The sequence below is a fragment of the Novosphingobium sp. PASSN1 genome, from assembly GCF_002278815.1.
Genome location: NZ_NKIS01000007.1, coordinates 244036 through 266089, shown reverse-complemented (window position 1 = coordinate 266089; position 22054 = coordinate 244036). Strand labels below are relative to the sequence as shown.

At 66.4% G+C, this 22054-nt stretch carries 16 protein-coding genes; 2 read left to right on the top strand and 14 right to left on the bottom strand.

Annotation, left to right across the window (positions count from 1 at the left end):
• Positions 1-3 precede the first annotated feature (3 nt).
• Positions 4-1311: an amino acid permease gene (locus tag CFE35_RS13845; RefSeq protein ID WP_292931270.1), complete on the bottom strand. Its 1308-nt coding sequence runs from the start codon at positions 1309-1311 to the stop codon at positions 4-6.
• 194 nt (positions 1312-1505) lie between these two features.
• On the opposite strand from CFE35_RS13845, the gene CFE35_RS13840 reads away from it, so the two are divergent.
• Positions 1506-3140, top strand: coding sequence for a hypothetical protein (locus CFE35_RS13840; protein WP_292931269.1), 1635 nt, complete (start codon positions 1506-1508; stop codon positions 3138-3140).
• Positions 3141-3145: 5 nt separating this feature from the next.
• Here CFE35_RS13840 and CFE35_RS13835 read toward each other — a convergent pair whose 3' ends face one another.
• The 13 genes from CFE35_RS13835 to CFE35_RS13775 form a co-directional block, all read right to left on the bottom strand.
• Positions 3146-6886, bottom strand: coding sequence for a hypothetical protein (locus CFE35_RS13835; RefSeq protein WP_292931267.1), 3741 nt, complete (start codon positions 6884-6886; stop codon positions 3146-3148).
• The gene (locus CFE35_RS13830; protein WP_292931265.1) at positions 6883-7833 is read right to left on the bottom strand and encodes a hypothetical protein; all 951 of its coding nucleotides are present in this window, start codon (positions 7831-7833) and stop codon (positions 6883-6885) included. The genes CFE35_RS13835 and CFE35_RS13830 overlap by 4 nt, the downstream gene beginning before the upstream one ends.
• Before the next feature lie 72 nt (positions 7834-7905).
• Positions 7906-8388, bottom strand: a complete 483-nt coding sequence (locus CFE35_RS13825) for a DUF4402 domain-containing protein (RefSeq protein ID WP_292931262.1) — start codon at positions 8386-8388, stop codon at positions 7906-7908.
• Between the two features lie 125 nt (positions 8389-8513).
• Positions 8514-9008 carry a DUF4402 domain-containing protein gene (locus tag CFE35_RS13820; RefSeq protein ID WP_292931260.1) on the bottom strand — a complete coding sequence of 165 codons (495 nt, stop codon included), beginning with the start codon at positions 9006-9008 and terminating at the stop codon, positions 8514-8516.
• Positions 9009-9488: 480 nt separating this feature from the next.
• Positions 9489-10019 carry a DUF4402 domain-containing protein gene (locus tag CFE35_RS13815; protein ID WP_292931258.1) on the bottom strand — a complete coding sequence of 177 codons (531 nt, stop codon included), beginning with the start codon at positions 10017-10019 and terminating at the stop codon, positions 9489-9491.
• Positions 10020-10099: 80 nt separating this feature from the next.
• Positions 10100-10609: a DUF4402 domain-containing protein gene (locus CFE35_RS13810; RefSeq protein WP_292931256.1), complete on the bottom strand. Its 510-nt coding sequence runs from the start codon at positions 10607-10609 to the stop codon at positions 10100-10102.
• Between the two features lie 364 nt (positions 10610-10973).
• Positions 10974-11471 (bottom strand): DUF4402 domain-containing protein, encoded by a 498-nt coding sequence (locus tag CFE35_RS13805; protein ID WP_292931254.1) that lies wholly within the window; start codon positions 11469-11471, stop codon positions 10974-10976.
• 164 nt (positions 11472-11635) lie between these two features.
• Positions 11636-12178, bottom strand: coding sequence for a DUF4402 domain-containing protein (locus tag CFE35_RS13800; RefSeq protein ID WP_292931252.1), 543 nt, complete (start codon positions 12176-12178; stop codon positions 11636-11638).
• A gap of 35 nt (positions 12179-12213) precedes the next feature.
• Positions 12214-12687: a DUF4402 domain-containing protein gene (locus CFE35_RS13795; protein ID WP_292931250.1), complete on the bottom strand. Its 474-nt coding sequence runs from the start codon at positions 12685-12687 to the stop codon at positions 12214-12216.
• A 222-nt stretch (positions 12688-12909) separates the two neighbouring features.
• Complete coding sequence (locus CFE35_RS13790; RefSeq protein WP_292931248.1) at positions 12910-17973, bottom strand: hypothetical protein; 5064 nt, start codon at positions 17971-17973, stop codon at positions 12910-12912.
• 204 nt (positions 17974-18177) lie between these two features.
• Entirely contained in the window at positions 18178-19254 is a 1077-nt protein-coding gene (locus tag CFE35_RS13785; RefSeq protein WP_292931246.1) for a hypothetical protein, read from the bottom strand.
• Positions 19255-19328: 74 nt separating this feature from the next.
• A complete protein-coding gene (locus CFE35_RS13780) occupies positions 19329-19820 on the bottom strand; it encodes a hypothetical protein (protein ID WP_292931244.1) in 492 nt (163 codons plus the stop codon).
• A gap of 19 nt (positions 19821-19839) precedes the next feature.
• Positions 19840-20844 carry a hypothetical protein gene (locus CFE35_RS13775; RefSeq protein ID WP_292931243.1) on the bottom strand — a complete coding sequence of 335 codons (1005 nt, stop codon included), beginning with the start codon at positions 20842-20844 and terminating at the stop codon, positions 19840-19842.
• A 454-nt stretch (positions 20845-21298) separates the two neighbouring features.
• On the opposite strand from CFE35_RS13775, the gene CFE35_RS13770 reads away from it, so the two are divergent.
• Complete coding sequence (locus CFE35_RS13770) at positions 21299-22048, top strand: phosphatidylserine decarboxylase (RefSeq protein WP_292931242.1); 750 nt, start codon at positions 21299-21301, stop codon at positions 22046-22048.
• Positions 22049-22054 lie beyond the last annotated feature (6 nt).

The window sequence follows — 22054 nt, the reverse complement described above, 5'->3', positions numbered from 1 at the left end:
GGATCAGCGCCCCGCGCTGAGCCGCAGCGCCGTGCGCACAACAAAGCCCAGCGCCAGCATGCCGAAGCTGATCAGGCAGCCCGACCAGCCGACATAGATCACGCTGCTATAGAGCACGCCCGCGCAGGCCGCGGCAAAGAGCAGCGGCAGGAGCGGGTAGAGCGGCACTTTATAGGGGCGCTCTACATGCGGCTGGCGGCGGCGGAGCACGACGACGGCCAGCCCGCTCATTGTCAGGAACAGCCAGTAGATCGGCGAGAGATAATCCACCATCGTCGCGAAGCCCCGGCCCGATGCCGCGCCCCATGCGATCAGCGCGAGTTCGACCGCCGTCTGCACGAGGATGGCAGCGCGCGGCACGCCCCGGCTCTGGTCCCACTGGGCGAGGGAGGCCAGCGCAGGCTCGTCCTCGGCGGCGGTGTAGAGCGTGCGCCCGCCCACGATGATCAGCGCGTTGAGCACCGAGAACGCCGCGATGGCGACGCAGATGACGATGGCCGTCTCCCCTGCAGGCCCGAACGCGCGCGCCATCAGCGCGGCGGCGGGGGCTTCGCTCGCGGCAAGCCCCGCCATGCCTAGACCGCGCACATAGGCCCAGTTGGCGATCATGTAGAGCGCGGTGATGAGCACCATGCCGCCAAAGAGGGCGCGCGTCATGTCACGCGGGGAGCGCACTTCGGCAGAGAGCGTGGAGGCATCGTTGAAGCCGCCATAAGCGAGCATGATGAACACCATCGACTGGCCGAACGCGGCAAGGCTGATCGGTGCGGGCACGGCTGCGCCCGTCTGCTGCGGGGACACGCCCAGATAGGCCAGCCACAGCGCCGCACCGCCCAGCGCCAGCAGCGCGGCCACATCCATCGCCACCATCGCGATCTGCGCGCGCGTGCCGGTCTGCACCCCGCGCAAGTTGAGCGCGGTGAGCGCGATGACCATCCCGCCCGCCACGCCCGCACGGGTGAACGTGTCCATCGGCACCAGTTCCGCGAGATAATCGATCCCGACAAACGCCAGCAGCGCGCCCGAAGCGGAGAAGATCACCGCAAAGCGCGACCAAGCAAACAGCCATGCCGCGTCCGCGCCGAACGCCTCGCGCAGGAAGCGGTAATCGCCGCCGGTATCGGGAAAGGCGGCGGAAAGCTCAGCATAGCAAAGCGCGCCGATCAGCGCGAAAACCCCGCCCAGCGCCCACGCCAGCATCAGCGCGCTCTCGCTGCCAAGGCTCTGCGCCACCATCTGCGGCGTGCGGAAAATCCCCGCGCCGATCACCATGCCCATGACCACGGCAGCCGCGGCGGTGGTGCTGAGCATGCGCTTTGGCTGGTGGTGAGGTGGCGGCTGGGCGGGGGATGTCATCGCGCGGGACGCTAGAGATATTTGGCTGCGGGGGAAGCGCCAATTCGCGCAGAGAATTGCCCCGCCCATCGCCATTCTGGCGAAGTCTCTGTTCGCCAAGCGGGCGTGCGACTGGCATTATCGTGCGCGTTCGATTGCGGAAGGCTCCCATGGCGCTCACGGCCACCTATGATCTGGTAAACACGGCTGGCGTCGCTCAGGCCAAGGCCGATCTCCTTGTCGGCCTGTGCAACGAAGCGCTGAAGCTGTGGGGCGAAAAGCTCGCCGGCAATGCCGAGGTGAAAATCCGGCTGGAGATCATCACCGAACAGTCGGATCGGGTTCTCGCCGATGCCGGGCCTTCGGCCGGTGCGATCGTGGGCACGGACGGCGATACGAAATACTGGGTGAGCGCGCTGGCGCTGCGGCTTCAGGGCAACGTTGTCAGAAATCCGGACAATGAACCAGAGATCACCATACGGGTTAACGCCAACAACCTCTCGTCGGTGTTTCTCGATCCCACCCCAGCCACGCGCAATGATCTGCCGAAGGACAAGTACGACGGCCTTTCCATCATGCTGCACGAGCTTGGGCACGGCCTCGGCTTTTATGGCTTCTATGATGATGCCACGAAGACGTTTGTCGATAACCTCAAATCAAGCTTCGATTATCGGATCACCGCAGGCGATCCGGTTAATGGCTTCAGCGGACCCAATTCCTTCGGAATCCTGACCGGGGTTGCCATTACCAAGGGCAACTATGCCCACTATGGAAACAATCCCGGCGATCCGCGCGATGGCTACATCCTGCTCGGCCTGATGACCGGGCTCGGGGCCGTGCCAGGCTTTGCGTACCAGATCGGTGATCTTGATGTGGCCATGCTGGCCGATACCGGGCTGGCAACTGCCGGCAACGATGTGCTCGATCTGCCCTTCCTTCCGGCCATGCGCGGCGGGCCGGGCAACGATACGATAACCGGCGGTGCGGGCGACAACCGGCTTTGGGGCGATGCCGGGCAAGACCGCATCAGCGGCGGCGATGGCAACGATCGCCTGTTTGGCGGGACCGCCCGCGACTTCCTGCTGGGGCAGGGCGGCAATGATCGGCTCGATGGCGGGATCGGCCGCGACTACATGGCCGGCGGAGCGGGCGACGACACCTATTTTGTCGACGCATCCGGAGACGATATCTTTGAGACGGAGTATCTCGTCGGCGATGCCGGGGGCATGGATACCGTCCGTGCCAGCGCGTCATATGATCTTTCCGTCGAGGGCCGGCAGTACATCGAAAAGATCGTGCTGACTGGGAATGCCGCGATCAATGCCAACGGCAATGCTCTGGCCAACACGCTGTTTGGCAATGCGGCGGCCAATGTGCTTTCAGGCGGTAGCGGGCGGGATGTGCTGTCTGGCCGCGCCGGTGGCGATACGCTGATCGGCGGCGCGGGCCGCGATATGCTGACAGGCGGGAGCGGGGCAGACAGCTTCGTCTTCAACATCACCCCGGTACGCGGCCAGCCGCTGGATCTGATCACCGATTTCGCGGCGGCGGACGGAGACCGGATCGTGCTCAAGATCGCCGCTTTCGCTGCTGCCGGTGCGGCCGGGACGCTGTCCGAAGATGCTTTCCATGCCGCCCCCGGCGCGGCGCGCGGACACGATGCGAGTGACCGGATCATCTACGATACCTCGACTGGCAGGCTCGCCTATGACCCGGATGGCGATGGGCCGCTTGCCGCCAGCGGCTTTGCCTTTTTGCGCGGAGCGCCTGCGCTTTCGGGGCACGATTTCTGGCTGGTAGGCTGAACGTCCTACTGCGCCGATACCACCGTGATTGATTGGCGCACCACGCTGGACTTGCCGCCAAGGCTGAGCGTGACTGGCCCCTCCAGCCGAATCTTGAGCGATGCGGCCTGCTGAGGATCGAGTTCGAGCCGGTATTCGCCCGCTGGCAGCCGCTCGAACAGGAAGAAGCCATCGGATTCGCTGCGCGCGCGGGCGGCTAGCGAGCCATTGGGGCGCAGCAGGCGCAGTTGCAGGCGTGAGACGGCGCGGGTGCCGGATTCGGCGCGGAAATAGGCAGTGCCCTCGATGTCGCTCAGCGTCACGATGGCGAAATCGCTGGTGTGGATGCGCCCCGGGCGCGGCACGATCTCGATCCCCGGGCGCGCCGGGGCCAGCGCGATATCGGGCATGGAATCGCTGTCGACCCGGAGCGAGGCCCGCGCCCCGTCTCCCAATCCGGCGATGAATGCGCGCCCTGCTGTATCGGTGCGGTTCTCGTCGGTGCCTGAAAGGAACGTGACCCCGGCCACCGGACTTTCGCCCGCATCGCGCACACCGTTGGCATTGGCGTCGGCAAAGGCGTTCACCGCCACCGCGCCGCCGCTTGTCAGCCCCGGACGCGCGATGAACCCGCGCCCGGACAGCGGATTGCGCCCGAAGCTGAACCCGACCCGCAGCGCCAAGGAGAAGTTGCGCGCAGGGAAACCGTAGGAGCCATCGAACGCCACGTTCACCGGCCCGATCCGGCGGATCGCGGAGAGGCCCAGCGTGGTCTGGCGATCGGCCAGCGCGTGCGTCACCCCGCCGCGCACGAGGGTGTTGTCACCAAAGCGGCGGTCGGCCTCCAGCGTGACCGACTGGACATTGAGCGTGGGGGCAAGCCCATAGGCGAGGCTGGCGCGGTAGCGCATCTTCGAGCCGGAGAGTGTGGCGAGATCGAATGTGCCGAGCAGGCGGCTGCTGGCGGGCGTGGTGCGCGCGCTGACGCGGTTGTAATCGAAAGTGTTGGACAAGAGCACGCCGCCCAGCGGCAGCGTGGCGCGCAGCGCGGCGTTCGTCTGGCGGCGGCCATCGGCAAATTCGATGCGGCGCACCTGGCTGGTAACCGGCATGATTCGCGCATTCGCGCCGGAGCCGAAATGCAGCGTGGCGTTGAGGTTGAGCTCGCTGGCGCGGCGCAGCGGATCGGCGGTGAACGCGCGCACTTCGTCAATCGCGCCGCCGCCATACTCGGCGTGGTTTGCGCTATAGGCGAGGCCGAAGAGCTTGCCGCCAAGCCCGACTTCGACCGTGGAGCCCCCGCCGCTTTGCACGCCGAGATCGAGCCGCAGCGCGGTGGCACCGATGCCGCTGCGCAGGCCCGCTGCGGCGAGCCAGTGGTGCCTGGTGCCGCTGTCCCACATGGCCGCACCCATCGTGGCGGTGACAGCGCGCGAGAGGCCGTAGCCCAGCTCTGCCGTGGCGCGCCAGGTGCCGAAATCGGGTGTCGGGCTGAAGCGCGGGCCGCGCACGCCCAGCAGGTTCGTGTCCTTCTGCGCCGCGCCCACGCCGTAGATGAACTGCCCGGGCGCAAGGCGGCCATCGCCCACGCTGATCCTGCGCACCACTTCGCGGCGCTGCCCTTGCGGCCCGTAGAACACGAGGCGGAACACATTGAGCCCGAAATCCACCGGCACTTGCAGGAAGGCATATTGCCCGTTCACCGGCGTGCGGGTCGATCCGATCAGCGCGTTGTTGCGATAGAGTTCAACCTCGTAGCCATCGAGCAGATCGCCGCGCAGATCGACGGCATCAAAGATCGAGGCCTGTTCGAGCGGGGCATTGGTGACGAACGCCCCGCGCCCGGTAATGCCGCGCAGGCCGATGGGCAGCGCGCCGGTCGCCACGTCGCCCAGCTGGAACTCGGTGGCTTTCAGCGGGCCGAGCAGATCGCCATCGGGATCGCGGCGGCCCAGTTCGAGCCGCGCGGCGGTCAGACCGTCGCGGGTCGAGAGGCTGGCATAGGCGCGCGCGGTCATGAACGCGAGGTCGCCCGCGAGGCGTAGGTCTGCCTCAATCCGCGAGCCGAGATCATCGTCGGTCAGCGCGCGCAGCTCGGTTTCGCCCACCGGCAGCGAGAGGGCGCGCCACGGCGTTTCCTCACGCGGGAAGCGCGATGCGCCTTCGCGGCCGGTGTCTCTCGCTGCGCGCGAGGCAAGCCGCTCGCGGTCCGCCTCACGCGTGATGCGCTCTTCGAAAGGGAAGGGCTCGCGGGTTTTGACCGCGATGGTTTGCGCGCGCAGATCGACCTTGAGATCGAGCGGGAAGAGATCGGCGAACCGTTCGGCGCGCACGTAAAGCTCGCCTTCGAAGGCGACGGCATCGCCTTTGCCGAGCGGGACGGCCTTTCCGGCAATAACCAGCGTGCCATCGCGCAGATTGAGCGCGAGGGTGCGTTTTTCATCGAGAAACCAGCCGCTTGCATAGTGGCCATCGTCGCTGATCGCGATCGGCAGATCGAGAAAACGGGTCAGCGCGCCGAGCGGGAGATAGACACCCTGCCGCAGGCCGTAGGCGACGATGGTGTCGCTCATCTCGCCCTGCGCGGTCTCGATCTGGAGGATGAGTTCGTCATCGTCGCTGATCACGGGCGCCGCTGTCGGCGCGCCAAGCCCAGCCTGATCGGTGACATTGGCGCGGAGCGGCGAGGCGGTGAGCGCGGGTCTTGGCGGAGGCTGCTCGGCAGCGGCGGGCGCGCGCGGCAGGCCGAAGGCCGGCGTGGGCAGGGCGGTGCGGGTTGCGGCGTAGCTTGGTGATGCCGTGCGGACGGGCGCGGGAGAAGCGTCTGCGGCAACTGGGGTTAGCGGCAGCGCGCTGGACGCATAGGCGAGGCGCGGCAAGTCGGCCCTCAGGGCGGCTGGCGGGGCAGCGGTTTGCCTTGGGGGAGGGGGCGGCGGCGGTGTGGTTTTTGCCGGAAGCGGGCCGCCAAACGCCGGGCGCGGTAGCGCGTCGGCCAGTTTGACCGGTGGCGGGGCTGCGCCGGGTTCGGACGGTGGCGGCGCTGCGACTTTTGGCGGCGCGGCACTTTCCGGAGACGGGGCGATAGTGGTGGCTGACGGGGAGACTGCTTCGACCTGGGGAGCTGTGGCAGGCGGAAGGGGGGCAGGCTCGGCCTTCGCCTCAAGAACGGGCGCGGCCACAGCTTCAGGAGCGGCCGTAACCGCTTCCGCAGGCGGCGCGATGAATGCGGGGGCCGGAAGCGGATCGGCCGGAGGAACTTCCAGCGCCAATGCGACAGGTGCGGAAGGCGGCTCCGGCAGCACTTCCGGCACCGGCTCGGCAACGGGCGCAGTGTCGTTCGTCGCGGCGGTCGCGGCTGGCAGCGGCTCCGGCGGCGGCGGCGCGGATACCGGTTCCGGCGTGATCGCGCGGCGGAAGTCTTCGGACAGGACACCGGCAGGGACTGGCTCAGGTTGAACAGGTGCAGCGGCAAACGCAGGGGCGGGGAGGGCTTCCTCACGCGAAGCCGGGCGCGCCTGCCGCTTTCCAGCGCGTTTCGGCGCAGCCTTGCGCGCGGGAGCGGGTGCTGCGCTTTGCGCAAAGCGCGGCTCGGGCAGCTTTTCCGGGCGGCGGGCTTTCTTTGCCTCACGCGGCGGACCGGGGGCGGGGCCATCGGCCTGCGTCAGTTCCCGGCGCGCGCTATCCCCCGCGAGCGCGAGCGTTGCGCCCAGCACGACCCGCAGCGAGCCGGAGGATCCGCGTTGCTGGTCCCCCCCGCGCCGTTTCACGGCACGATGAATTCCTGCCGCGCGAGCACTTTGCCGGGTGACATGTCGTCATCGACGTAGCTCACCGTCCAGCGTGTCCCCCGCGCGAGAAAGCGCGGTTCGGTGGCGGGATCGATCAGCACTTGCACCGCGCGCTCGGCGATTTCGGTGTAGACGCCGATGCCCTTGATCTCGGCCACCGGCTTCTTCGCGCCCGGCGCGGTAATGATAATATCGCCGAATGCCGAGCGCGTGCCCTCGCGCGTCAGCGTGAGTGCCAGCGCGGGCGGCGTGCCCGGAGCCGCGTTCAGCGCCAGATCCTTGAAGCCTGCGGTCAGCGTGGTTTCGCCCACGCGCACGATCACCGGGATCGAGATGCCGAAGCGCGGCACGATGCGCACGCCGATGCCGCCGCCGGTTTCGCCGCCAGCGGCCTCGTCGATGCTGGTGCCGCCGGTTTCGGGGGGCACGGAAACGACCGTGAAGTGCGAGCGGTATTCGCCCGGCGGCAGTTCAGGCGGGACACGCGCCATGATCCGCACCATCTGCGCCTCGCTGGCGGGCAGCGCGACATGGCGCGGCGACCAGCGCAGGAACCCGCTGGCCGTGTGCACCGCATCACGCGCCGCTGCATCCTGCACCGTGGCCAGTTCGATCAGCCGCCCATCGCGCTGCATGGCCATGTCCGAGACGGTGATTTCATATTCACCGGGCGCGGCGGCGCGGTTGTAGAGCCCGACGCTGGCGATCCGGCTGCGCTCGTCGATCACCACGCGCTTGGGGAAGAGGTTGATATCGCCCATGCCGCCCACAGCGCCTGCAGGCAGCGCGGCCGGGGCGGGCGGCGCATCGGCTGGTTCCGCTGCCTCTTGCGCGAAAGCGCCCGACGCAATGGTAAAAGCCAGGCCAAGGCCAAGCGCAGAAGCCTTCAGCCTTGCCGCAGGGCCCAGTTTTCCGAAGATGTGCAAGAGGTTCGTCCCGGGTCAGCGAAATAGGTTAATCCCCTTATGGGGAAACCCTGATTCGCTGGCAATCGCGGACTACTGATAAGTCACAGTTACAGCGTAGGTGCCAGAGTAGGTTCCGGTCGTCTGATTGGCGCCGACATTGAGCGTGGCGCCGACCGAAAGCGAGAAAACGCGCGTCGGGCCGAACACGGCGCCCGAAGTCCAGTTGCTGCGCAAAGCGCTGAGGCGCATGTTGCGCGTGCCCTGGCGCAGGATCACCACCGTCGGCAGATCAATGCTGAAGGCGCGCGCGGCTTCGCCTACCACGAGGAACGTACCTGGACCCCGCGGCGTGGTCTGGGCGATGGCCGTGCTGGTCAAAACCCCGCCGGTGGTGGTGATGGTACCTGAAGGCGCGAGCACCACCGTTCCAGCAGCAGTGGGGCGAACAATCTGCCCGAACGAAAGCGGATCCACCGGCACGATCGCCAGCGGCCGCAGGATGTCCGCCTGCGCCGCGCCGCCCATGGTCGAGCTGCTCGGGGCTGCGAATGCGGTGCCGGAACCAGCAGCCATGGCAGAGGCCAAGGCCGCCATCCCGAGCAGGAATCGCGGGGCGGGAAACATCTGGGCTATCCGAAAAAGGAGTGCACTGTCCGGGGGCCGCCGCTGCGGACCGCCCCCGGCATTTGTTCGTGCGATCAGTTGTAGGTGACGGTCGCCGAGTAGGAACCGGTGTAGGCACCAGCCGCTTCGGTGCCAGCCAGGGTCAGCACGCCGCCGACCGAGAACGAGGCCGCACCGCCCGTGAGCGTGCCGGTAGCTGCCGAAGGCGCCGTGGTGAAGCCGATCGTGGTGGTGCCATCGGTGACCGTGCCGCTGCCGGTGCTGATCGAGAACGAACGGCCCGCATCGCCGGCCACGGTGAACGCGTCAGCCGAGTTGGTCGAGCCGGGCACGAAAGCCACATCGCCGCCAGCAGTGCCGACGCCTGCCGCCGAGACGGTGACCGAACCGCCCGTGCCGGTGGTGAAGCGGCCAAAGCCCAGCGCTGCGCCCGAGGTGTGGGTGAGCACGATGGGCTCGACGATCGTGGCGGTGGCGCTGCCGCTGGCGGTCGAGGAGTTGCCCGAAGCCGCAAAAGCCGGAGTGGCCGAGATGAGGGCGATGGCCGAAGCGAGGATGATCTTCTTCACGTGTATGCTCCCGGATGGTGGCCGTGCCGCCTCCCCCCGGGGCTGCGACACGTCCGTAAAACTGCGGTACTGCGAAGTCGGGCCTGATCGCCGTTATTCGGTACGTAGTGCTACGTATTCGGGCCGAGTTAATGGGTAGTTATTCTGGTTTTTACTTAGAAAGCGTCCCATAATGGGATTATAAATACCTAGGTAATACAAGTAAATTCGCGATTAACCATGCAAGTGTCGGTTGAATTGCGAATAATCGTGTTTTGCGATGCGTGCGGGATGACCGTGCGGCTGCTGGCAAACAGGCGCAGGTGCAGGAAAAATTGGGAAAAAAATTTTTACCGCACGGATTTTTCCATGCCGAATCCGATGTTCCGACGGGTGTGGCGGTTCGGGGCACGCAAAAAAGCCCGCGGCCGGGGCGGCGCGGGCGGGGGAATCGCTGGCGGGCAGATCAGGCCTGGCGGGCAAGACTGCCGGGAAGCGGGGTCAGTTGTACGAGGCGGTGATCTGGTAGGTGCCGTTGTAGGTGCCGATGGGCTGCGCGGCACCAACCGCCAGCGTGCCGCCCACCGCGATATCGAGCGTGCCGACCGGAGATCCGGTGAGCGCGCCGACGGTGAACAGGTTGATCGTCATCGAGGAACCGCTGCTGGTCACCGTTGCGGCCAGAGGCAGAGTTACGAAGAACTGGCGGCCTGGCTCTCCGCTCACGCGGAACTTGCCCGCCTGCGGGCCTGCGGTGCCTTGTGCGATGGCGGTGTTGCCCGCCATGCCGCCGCCTGTCGTAACCGCGCCGGATGTGCTCACGGTTACCGTGCCCGCCGCAGTGGGCTGGGCCATCACGCCAAAGCGCAAGGGCGCAGTTGCGACGATGCTGATGGGCGTGATGATCGTGGCGCTGGCCGATCCGTTCATCGTGACCGAACCGCCGGGCGCCGCGAGCGCTGCGCCCGGCAGGGCGAGCATTGCCGCAAGCGCGGCAAGTGCCTTGAGCAGGGTTCTGGTGCGGTTGGTCATGGTGCTGCCTTGGCTAGAGCGAGAGCCCGGCTGCCCCCCAAGGGTGGCAGCCGGCGCAATCCCGGGATCAGTTGCCAAATTCAGTTATAAGTGACGGTCGCCGAGTACGTGCCGGTATAGGCACCGGCCGGTGCCGTACCCGTCACGGTCAGCGTGCCGCCAACGGTGAAGCTGGCCGTGCCGGTGCCGCTCAGTGCTGCGGTCGCGGCCGAAGCGGTCGTGGTGAAGGCAAGGTTGGTCGCGCCCGAGGTGACGTTGCCGCCCGTGGTCGTGATCGAAAACGAACGGCTGGCATCGCCTGCCACCGTGAACGAATCGGCCGAATTGGTCGAACCGGGCACGAACGTCACGTCGCTGCCGACCGAGCCGACGCCTGCGGCCGTTACGGTCACGGTGCCGCCGGTGCCGGTGGTGAAGCGGCCGAAGTTGAGGCTGGTCGCGGGCGTGTGGGTCAGCACGATCGGTGCAACGATCGTCGCTGTCGCGGCGCCCGTGGCGGTGGACTGGTTGCCCGAGCCGGCGAAGGCAGGCGTTGCAGCGGCAAGGACGCCGATGGCGGTGAGGGTGGAGGCGAGAATGATCTTCTTCACGTCATATGCTCCTGAATGCTGTTTTGCTCCGCAACGTCCCGGTCTTGGAGCTGGTAAACGTGGTTCAACCAGGAACCGGCTTTCCGGCGTCCTGATACGTAGAAGTCCTAAGGAGATATGGTTAACAAACCACTTACCACCGGGAGTACCTTGTCAGTATTTCGGTGATTTCAATCCGTTTCGGGCCTTTTTGAGGTGACGGCTATCTGCATAATAAAAAACATTTATTTCGATGAAGGGCAGTGCGATCCCGCAACAGAAAAGGCGGTCACGCGCTGCGTGCCGCCTGGTTCCTTCTGCGTATATTGGTTAACCGGAAACGCGGGGTGATGCCTGCACGTGCAGGCACCGCCGGGCTATGGTCTCAGTTGTAGGCGACAGTCGCCGAATAAGTGCCGCTATAGGCCCCGGTCGGGGCTGTGCCCGTCACCGTCAGCGTGCCGCCGACGGTGAAGCTGCCCGTGCCAGCGGCGCTGAGCGTGCCGGTGGCCGCCGAAGCCGCCGTGGTGAAAGCAAGGCTCGTCGCGCCCGAGGTGACGTTGCCGCCGGTCGTCGCGATCGAGTACGAACGGTTGGCATCGCCCGCCACGGTGAAGCTGTCTGCCGCGGTGGTCGAACCGGGGATGAACGTCACATCGCTGCCAACCGAACCCGCGCCTGCCGCGCTCACCGTAACCGTACCGCCGGTGCCGCGCGTGAAGCGGCCGAAGTTGAGGCTGGCGGCAGCGGGATGGGTCAGCACGATCGGCGCGACGATCGTCGCGGTCGCCGTACCCGTGGCCGTCGACTGGTTACCTGATCCGGCGAAGGCCGGGTCTGCTGCGGCCAGCGCGATCAGCGCGGCGGGAAGAAATTTGTTCACCGGTTAAGCTCCTGGTCCCTGTGGCCCCGGCTGCAAATGCAGCGAGGCCTCGAGGGGCCGGGTTTCCCCGGCGTCCTCATAGGTATATTTCCTAAGTAGGTATGGTTAATGAAAGGTAAGCGCCGCGAAAAGGGGCGTGGTGCCGGTCAGCTGCCAAATTTTGGTCAGCTATATGTGACCATGATCGTCAGCGTGGCGCGGTAATGCGCGGGCGCGGTGCCTGCGGGCACGTTGAGGCGGCCGCCGATGGCGATGCGATCCTCACCCGTTTCATCGAGCTGGCCAATCGACGTGACGCCGCCCGCGTGGCTCAGAAGATGAACGGTCAGCGCATCGATGGCGAGATCGGGCGCGCTGCCGCTGGTGCCGATCAGCGTACCGGTGGCGGTGATCGCCGTCGGCGCACTCACCGTGTAGCTGCGGCTCGCCTCCCCTTTGACGAGGAACCGGGCGGGCGCAATTCCAGCGCACCCGCCGCCGCCCGCGCAGGCCGACGCGGCCCCGCCCGCATAGCTGACTGCCCCGCCATCGGCATCGACCGTGACCGAGCCGCTGGCGGTGCGCGACGACGTGAGCGATCCGAAATCGAGATCGCCAAGGGAAATGGCGACAATCGGCTCGACAATCACCGCTGCTGCCTGCCCCTGCGCCGTGGCGGTCTGCCCGCTTGCGGCGAGCGCCGGGGTGCCGATAGCGGCGGGGCACATGGCGGTCAGGCAAATGGCAAGCGGCAGGCGGCGCATCACAGTTCCGCCAGCACGGTGACGACGATGGGCAGCGGAATGGCGAGTTCCGCACCGCCGGAGGTGCGCGCCACTTGCAGCGTGCCGCCCACGCGGAAGGTGCGCGTGCAGATGCGGCGCTGGCAGCCGTCTAGCGTGACTTGCGCGATCTGGCCCGGCAGCAGCGCGTTCACACCCGGAAGATCGGTATCGAACTGGGCAATCGTGCCGCTCACTCCGCCGCTGATCTGGCTGGCCGCGCCGGGCACCAGCACCGAAATCAGCAGCGAATAGGCAACACTGGCATTGTTGCCGCGATCATAAGTGAGAGTGAACTGAGCGGGGCCGGGGGCAGGCCCGGTCAACGGAATGATCGCCGAGCCTGTAACCGATCCGGTTGCAGAAACAGTCCGCGTTCCGCTCGTATCGGTGAAAAAACTGCCGAAGCGCAAGGACTGGTCGGCGGTGACCGTAACCGAAGGTGCAGCGGCCATCGCTGGGCCGGGGAGGCCTCCCGCACTCGCGCCAACCAGCGCCGCTGCGATCCAGCGCGCTGATGTCTGCGATAAGGCGGGGCAAACCCGGAGCACTGGCCATTCCTGCACAAGCGGCAAAACGATGGCGTGGTTGATAGGCCGCGCGGCGCACGGCGGCAAGGGCTGGGGGGCTAGCGTCCCGCCCTAGTACGGCGTCGGGGCAAAAGTTAACCGGGGCGTTCAGCGGCCAAGGCCGAGGAACCCGAAGCTGCCCGCATCGAACTTCATCCGCATTGTGGCGAACACGCCCTTGGTGGTGCCGCGCGCAGCGGCGAAATCACGGTCGCGGAAGCCGGTGAGGTTGTAGCCGATCACGAGCATCACGTTGTCTGCCGGGACGATGCCGATCTGCGGGCCGACTGCATAGGATGTGGTGCCATCCGAAAGGCTGCGGCGGACCGTGGCGGAGCCGCCCACTTCGATGTGCTTGCCGATCCCGATGCGCGCGTCCACCCCGCCGAGCACGGTCGTGCCGGCAAGATCAAAGCCTTGATAGCGATCGAGATTGTGGCGCGCGGCGACGAACACGCCGATCTCCGTGCGCTGCACCATCTGGCCATCGACGCGGCCGTTCGGTGCCCAATCGCCCGAGAAGCTGGCCACGATCCGGCGCGACCGGGCATCGCCGCCGACGGTGAGCGCGGTCCCGTCGCCAGCGGCAGGATCGGTGCCGGGGACCACGCCGCTGATGCGGTCGCTGCGGTATTCCAGCTTGCTCAGGAACGCGAAAGCCGAGTTGGCCGGGCGGTGCGCGATGGAGATCGCGGCGCTGCCGACTTCGCTCGCCGCGCCGGTCACATCGCGCGTCGAGGCCCAGGTTACCGCGCCGCCGACCACGCTGCCTTCGCCCATCTGGCGGATCATGCCGAAAGTGAAGCCCTTGCGCTGGCTGAGTTCGCCATCGCGCAGTTCGGCGCGCGCGGTCGCGCTCCAGCGGCCCGAACGCCACGTTGCGCCGAGCGTATAGGCAGTGAAGTCCTCGGCAATCGTCGTCTGGCTGCTCGCGCCGACAACCGCGGTGCCGCCATTGGTGGCGAGCGCGCTCTTGCCGCCGATCACCTTGTTGCCGTCGATCGTGGCGTCGATGGTGACGGCCTTGCTGATCGGCAGCGACTGGGCGAGTCCATAAGACGCGAACGCGCGCTTGCCCTGCTCGGTGATCGCGGATTGATCGGCGGTCACGGCGGCGGCGCTCGTGCTCTGCTGGCCGATCACCGTGGCGATCTTGGCCCCGGTCCACGGCGTCAGTTCCAGCCCGCCGCGCAGCGTGCGCGTTTCGCCTTGGCCGCCGTTGCCGATCTCGTAATCGCTGATCACGCGGATGTCCGGCGTGATCGCATAGCGCATGCCCAGCCGGTAGCGCGGCGCCTGATACGAGGTCGCGTCCTTGCTGCCGATCGCGATCGAACCGGCGGCGCTCAGTTCCAGCTTGTTGTCGAACAGGCGCTTGGTGGCGCCCGCCTCGAACAGCGTGGTGCTGCCGCCGGTCGCGCCATTGGGGCCAGCCGCCGCGCCGTTTGCCAGCGTCTCGCTGTAGTGCGCCACGCCGAGGCGCATTTCGGTGCCGCGATTGTTCCACGTCGTGCCCAGCTGGATCGCGCTGCGCTTCGCCCCGTCGACCAGCGAGGTATCGTGCCACGCGGTCGCGCTGACCAGCCACTTCTGGGTGATCCGGTAGCGCGTATCGATGCCGATCTTGCGGCGGCCGAGTTCGCCGATGCTGACCTGGCCGACGCCGAAGTTGGCATCGAGCGAGCGGATATAGGCGAGCACATCGAGCCGCGCATCGTGGCGTTCGGCCTCGATCATCCACGCCGCCTTCGTGCCATTGCCGGCAGGATTTGCGCCCGTCGCATGGCTCATCGCGGCTTCGGCGCGCACTTCGGTCTTGCTGCCGATGAACAGCTTGGCATCGACCGCGCCGAGATTGGTGCGCGTGACGGCAGCGCCCGCTGCGGCCGAAGCATCGCTGATCGCGGTCGCGCCGATGCGCACCTTTTCAGACTTGTTGCGCCACTCCGCGCGCGCTCCGGCATTCCACGCGCCGCCGTTCAGCGTGTCGATTTCATAGTCGACCACGATCTGCTGCGGATTGAGATTGGCATCGCGGCTGAGGATCGGCTGCTTGAACGTGATCGTCCCGGCCAGCAGGTCGATGTCGTAATCGAGGAAGCGCGTCAGGACCTGGCTCGACACCAACACTTCTGAACGGAAGCGGTCGCGCACTTCGATGGTCACCGTTTCGCTGTTGGGCACAATGGCGCGGCTGGACAGCTGGTAAGGCCCGCTGATGCCGCCGCCGGGGATCTGATCGCGGCGATGCGTGGTGGCAACTTTCGCGGCATAGGCTTCGGTGCGCACCGCGCCGATGCGGGCTTCGGCCTTCACGCCGGTCATCGTGCGCTGGTAGCGGCCAAGCTGGGTGTGATCGAAGCCGGTGGCGAAATCGCCGAACATCGCGCGCACTTTGGCGCTTTCAATGCGGACGTAGAGCTTGTTGACGCTGGCGGCATCGAAGCGGCGGTCAGACCCATCGGCAAACACGGTGTAATAGGCCTTGGGGTCGAGCCCGCCCAGCAGGCGCTGTTCGGCGCGCTGCTTGGCGCTGTCATAGGCGACCGTCGTCAGCCATTTGCCCTTGATCCGGCCCTTGGCATAGAACGCCACGCGGGCATGATCGCCCAGATCGGTGTCAAACTTGGCGCTGCGCTGCATGTGATCGGCAACCGACTTTGAACCCACCGCGCCTTCGGCGAGGCCGACAAGCGTCCACTTGGTCTCGCCGGGCACGACCCAGGTTTCGAGCACTTGCTCGCGCTTCACATCGCGGTCGGTGAACTGGAAGGTGAGATCGAGGCTGCCGCTGACCATCGTCGGCGCCAGTTCGATCAGCGCAATGCCGTCATCGCCCTTGACGATCCACGTCGGCGGCGTGCGATCAAGACCCGAAAGCACGCGGTTCTGCATGGCATCGAGCGCCTGCGCGCTTTCATAGGGCGCGGAGAGCGTGATCGGACCGGAAATGCCGGCGTGAACCGGACGGCCGGTGCGATCGAGCACGCGCACCGCGATCACGGGCCGCGTCGCGCCATCGGCGACGACATGCGAGCGTTCGGCCACCAGCTCGACGCGGGCAGGCGTTGCGCCGAAGTGGACGGTGCGGGTCAGCGTCTCGACCAGCGCGCCTGCGCCATCGCGGATCTCGGCATCGAAGCGCGTGTCTTCGCCGGGCAGCGGCAGGCCGCGCCACACGCTCACGGCATAGCCTTCGGGCGAGGACTGCACGCCATCGAACGCGAGCTTCTCGACCGGCTTGCCGTCGATCTTCAGCGTCACGCTCTGCCCCTTGCGATGGCGGATCACGACGCGGGTGGTGGGCGCGCGGGGGTTGTAGTCCGCTGTGGGGAAAAGGAAGTCGTTCGGTCCGTCACCCTTGGCGATCCAGTCAGTCTCGCCGCCCGCAGCCATGCGGTCGCTTTCGGTGGTGGGCGCAGCTGCGGCTGTTGCAGCAGCGGCTGCGGCCAGCGCTTCGGCCGGAACGGTCGCGGCAAAATTGGCGGTGACGAGGCTGCCGCCCTGGCCGATCACGAAGCGGCTGGAGGCGCTGCCGGCGCTGCGCGTGGACTTCGTGCAATCCACGAACTGGCCGCCTTTGGGCAGGGTCATCGCCTGCGCCTGGACGACGTGGGTGCCGGGCATGAGGCCTTCGAAGTGATAGCGGCCATCGGCATCGGTCACGGCAAAGCTGCCGTCTTCCAGCACGATCCTGATGCCGCCAAGGCCCGGACGCGGGGCCTGCTTCGTGCCCGGAACGTCGCAATCGCCCAGCGTGACGCGGCCGATTACGGTCATCGTCGCGGCCAGATTGTCCCGTTCGATACGCACGGCTGCACTTGCCGTTGCGGTTAGTCCACGAGCATCTACTGCATCAATTCGGTTAACTGCTTGCCCGGCGGAAGCTTCCGGACGGACGGTCATGGCATACGTCACCGTGCGCGTCGCGCCCGCTGCAATCGTGCCGATGGCAAGGGTCAGCGTGCGTCCGTCCGGGGCGACAGTGACCGTGTCCTTGGGCGCCTTGGCCCCGTCGAGGCGGATCGTGCCCGCACGCAGGCGCAAGCTGGCAGACGGTGTGTCCGTAAGAATAACGCCGCGCTTGGCACGGCTCGGATCGGTGTTGCGCACGGTCACCGTATAGAACACGGCATCGCCCGGTTGGGCGACCTGACGCGAGGCGACCTTGGCCAGACTGACCGCTACGGGCGGCCGGTCTACCGGAATGTCGACGCGCACCGGTGCCGGGCTCGTAAGTGCCAGACTCTCACCGTAGGATGCGGGCAGAATAACCAATTCGCCCCCATCAGGGCGTGCCAGGCCGACAAAGTTCTTGGGCGTGAGCGCCGATGGTGCGGTGTAGGGTTCGGGTGGGGTGACGACGAGCCGATAATTGCCGAGCGGTGCGAGCGGAAAGCGGTATTCGCCCTCCGGCATCTGATACGTGCGCCCGGCACCATCGGTGATGACAGAGCCGGTGACGATCGTCGAAGGCCAGGTGGTTACGCCGTCATCGGCAAAGACGCGCGCGGGCCGGCCGGTCGCGACATCGATCAGCGTGACCCGCGCGCCGTCAATCGGGGTGGCATCTTCGCTATCGAAAACAAGACCATAGGGGTCGGCCAGCACATCGACATCGGCCTTGATGACCGAACCGTCGCCGCTCACGCCGTTGTAGGAAACGGTGACTTTGTCGCCGCCCGAGATGCTGAGGCGGCAATCGCCGTCGCGGGGCTGCGGCGGGATCGCGCTGGTCGGGATCGCGCCATAGAACAGCCCGCTGTCGGCGGCGGTTTCGGTGACAGTGATCTGCTCGCGGTCTCCGCTGGCGGAAACGATCGTGACCTTGACGGTATCCGCCTTCTCGGGATCGAGTGCATCGCGAGCAAGCACTAGGCGGAAAACCACCGGCTGGCCGACAGTGATGCTCGAAATCGTGGCGGGGTCGGCCGGATCGGAGGCGGCCGCGTCCACCAGCACCGGCGGAAGCGCTGCGTTGCCGCAATGGCCGCTGTCGATGGTGAAGGTATTGCCGCCGACAGGCTGGGGCAGGACTGAAATCTTGGGATCTTCGTGTACCACATCGAACGAAACGATGTTGGAATCGGCGCTCAGTTCGGCTTCGCCCTGGCTCCAGCGCGCGTGGGCGGTGTTGGTAATGGTATTTGCCGCGGCGGGAACGCCGATCATGACAAGCAACGCTGCAAAAAGCAGCGCGGCGCTTGCCCAGATCCTGTTCCGAAATGCCGCCATGGCGCTTTTTTCTTCGCTTTTCAGACAAAAAAGAGGGGTGGGGCGGCGGCATCCCTCACGGGTTTGCCGCCGCCAGCACGTTCCTGATCCTCGATTTCTTGAGGGCCTCAATTCCTTGAGGGTTGGCCTCCTAGGCCCCGCTCAATTGATCGTGGCTTGGAACACCACCGTCTTGGTTTCGCCGCCGGCGACCGAGGCCAGCGTGCCGCTGACCGTGTTGGACGCCATCGTGCCGGTCCCGCTCGTGTCCGCCGCGCAGGTCGCCACGCCGCTCGCGATCGTCGCGGTGCCGTTGGTCTTCACGCCGAACGTCGCATCATAGGTCAGATTCGCCGGGATAGGGTCAGTCACGGTGACCGAAGTCGCCGATGCGCTGCCCGAGGCGTTGCTGATCGCGATGCAGTACTGGATCGTCGCGCCCGGGATCATCTTCGGGTTCGTCCCGCCGTTGATCGGATCGCTGACAATGCGCGAAGACTTGATCGCGGTGAGCGTCGCGGCGGAGACGGTATAGTCATCCTTGGCCGAGAACGCCGCATCGCGGAGGCCGTCGGTCGCACCGGCGCCATCGGCGAACACAGTATCCATGGCCGCGGTGTTGGCACCCGCGGTCTGCGTCAGCGCAGCACCCTGGCTGCCCGCCCCGCCGGCTTCGCGGCCGGTTGCGGTCAGCGTGACGGCCGCCACCGAGCCATTGGCCTGACCGAGGGCGACGTCACCGAGGACGAACACGGTGGCCGAGCCATCAGCGGCGATTTCGTCGAGGTACGTGACGAGCGCGTCGCCCGCGTCGTAGGAACCGACCGTGCCTGTGGTGGGATTGTCGCGGAAAATGCGCACGTTGCTGACGTTGAAGTTGTCGGTGTTCGAGTGCGCACCGGCACCGCCCGTCTGCTGGGCTACGGCCAGCGCGAAATCGAGCGGCGCGTTCGACGTGTTGGTCACGGTGAAGGCCGTCACCTGGTTGGTCGAACCCGGGTTCACGGTCGTCGTCGTCGTGCCAACTTCGGCAACCGTCAGGCTGATGCTGCGGTCGACGGTGAGGGTGTCGGACGCGGTCGTGCTGGTCTGGGCGATGCCGCCGACCTGGAAGGCCACCGACACCGTGTTGGTGATCGTCGAACCTGCGGTCGTACCGGCCGCATAGGCCGGATTTGCGCCGAGAACGGCAAGGGCGCAAACGCCCGCCGCACCCAGCAGTCTGCTGCGATACGTCATTTTCTTATGCTCCACTGGGTTGCCTGCGAATATTCTGGTCGCTCACAGGCGTGGCGACCCCCCGTTTCGCCATGTCAGCGAACGATTCCATGATATTGGACCTCACCCGAAGCGCCCGGGGCGATTGCGGGAATGGTCCAGCGAATGTGTGTCACGTCACCGGCGGTGGCGGCACGCTGGGCGCCTTCGCTGCCCGCAACCTTGAGCGCGGCGAGCAGACCCCAGGTCTTGCCGCCATCGACCGAAACTTCGGTCCCGGCCGCTGCCTCGCTCGACAGCGCGACAGCCGCGGGCAGCGGGTTGGTGACGACGAAATTGGTCACCGCCTGCGTGCCTTCGTTCTGATAGCGCGTGGTGAACAGCAAGTGATCGCCGGGAATGACGACCTTGGGCTCGGAGAGCTGGACCTTGTTGACGCCGTTTTCGGTCACGGTCTTCTCGAGCATGACATCGCCCTTGAGCGTGACCGGCGTGGGAGCCGATTGCGCTGCGGCGAGGGCAGGGCCGGCCATGGCGATCATCGCCACAAGGCCAACCCACGACTTGATGAGGAAGGAGAGGTTCATGATAGGCTTCCCTGGCTGATCAGTTGATCTTGACGGCGAAAACGACAGTCTTGGTGGTGCCACCGGTGATCTTGCCGAGTGTCACGTCGATCCCGTCGGCTCCGCCAATTCCGGTATCGCTATCGGCCGCATCGGTGAGGGCGGCGGCATCGAGCTTGAGCGAGCCCGGCACGTAAGTGGTGCCGGCCGGGATTGTGTCGATGACATGAAGGCCTTCGAGCGAGCCGCTGCCGGTGACCTTGGCGGCGAGCGAATACGTCACGACCGCACCGGGCACGGGCTTGGCCGTGCCGAAGGGATCGAGGATCGTGGCCGATTTGGTCAGCGCGATATTTGCAAGGCTGGCCATCACCGTGGCGAGCGCGTTGTCCTTTGCCGTGGTGAGGCCGACAACCGCATCGCCGCCGCCTTCGCCCTTGCCGGCAAAGCTGGTGCCGGGCGTGCCGGAGCCGGTCTGTGCCGTTGCCGTCAGCCGCACCTGGCTCGTCTCGGCATCGGCCGCATCGGCAGGCAGGTTCGCCAGGATGAACACCTTGACGCTCTTGTCAGGCGCAAGCACCGGCGTGGCGAGCGCGCCTGCAGTCAGCACCGTATCAACGCCCGGATCGTAAACGCCGTTGTTGTTGCTATCGAGCACGATCGACTTGATCGCGGTGTTGAAGGCGTTGCCCGAGATCGTCGGGTCGCCGGCAAGGTTGAACGCCTCGGGGCCGTTGCCGCTGTTGGTCACCGAGTAGATCAGCACGGCCGGCGTACCGCTGCTCGCGGTGGCAGGAGCCGTGCTCAGCGTCGTGACCGCGACATCGAGCAGTTCGTCGACTTTCACCGTCACCTTGTTCGATGTGACAGTGCCTGTCGCGGTGCCCGATTTGTAGGTCGCGGTCGCGGTGTTTTCGATCAGCGTACCCGCGAACACGCCGGTGGCATGCGCCGAATCCGAGAATGGAGCGGTGAGCGAAAGGGCGACAAGCGAGCATCCAGCGATGCCCGCAGCGCGGCGAAGAGAGGTGGTGTACGTATTCATACTTGGGCTTTTTCACCGAGCTTGGTTAACATCGCGTAAGGGTGAGAAAGGCGGTCGGGCCGGCGCTGAGCGGCGCCCTGCCTATCCCGTTCGGACATGCGTTAACCAACTTTGGGGAAGGGAAACGGTGGCTTGATGGGGGCAGGTGCCCGGAAATCCGGCAGGTTCGGGGGCGTGTCCCGGGGCATCAGACAGACAAAGTTAACGCGAAAATCCCTTAGTGAAGGGTCTGATCTGCGGCGGAATAAAATTAAATTTGATCCGAACCGGTTAGGATTGGAGCGATTTGCGGATGAACAAGGCGGTGCTGCGCGGAAAACGGCTGTAGGGCAGGGGCAGGGCAGGGGGCAGGGCAAGGGGCAGGAGCAAGGCCGACGGGCGCATGCTTGGCCGCCTGCGGGCGAAGATATGCTGGGTGCTTGTCCGCGCGCGTGTCGCAGCCTAGAGGGGCAGCATGCCGGGAGAAATTCTAGACAATCGTGGACGCGGTTCGGCCGGGTTCACTTGGCCCGCAATCCATCCGGAGGGCCGCAAGTTCGGCGCGATCGCTGCCGCACTCTGTCTGGGCGGCACGCTTCTGGGCGGTACGCTGCTGGGTTGGCCGCTGGCGGTGCTGACGCTGGGCGTGCTGGCCTTCTTCCGCGATCCGGAACGCGTGACGCCGCGTGATGAGACTTTCATCGTTGCACCCGCCGATGGGCTCATCACGATGATCTGCACCGTGACGCCCCCGCGCGAGATGACGGCCGATGACGGCACGGGCCAGCCTGCACTGGCCGAGACGCCGGTCACGCGGGTTTCGATCTTCATGTCGGTATTCGACGTGCATGTGAACCGGACGCCGATCGGAGGCACGATCCGCCGGGTGGTCTACATCCCGGGCAAGTTCCTCAACGCCGATCTCGACAAGGCGAGCGAAGAGAACGAGCGCCAGCACTTTGTGGTCGAGCGCGGCGATGGGGTGCGCGTCGGCTTTACCCAGATCGCAGGGCTGGTCGCGCGCCGGATCGTGCCGTTCGTCAAGGCTGGCGACATTGTCGCTGGTGGGCAGCGCGTGGGCCTGATCCGGTTCGGCAGCCGTGTCGATGTCTATCTTCCGGCGGGAACAGAGTCGCGTGTGCTGATCGGGCAGCGTGTGGTGGCCGGCGAGACTGTTTTGGCGATCCTGGGCCAGACTCCGCTGATCGAGGGCGTGCGCCAGTGAGCAAGG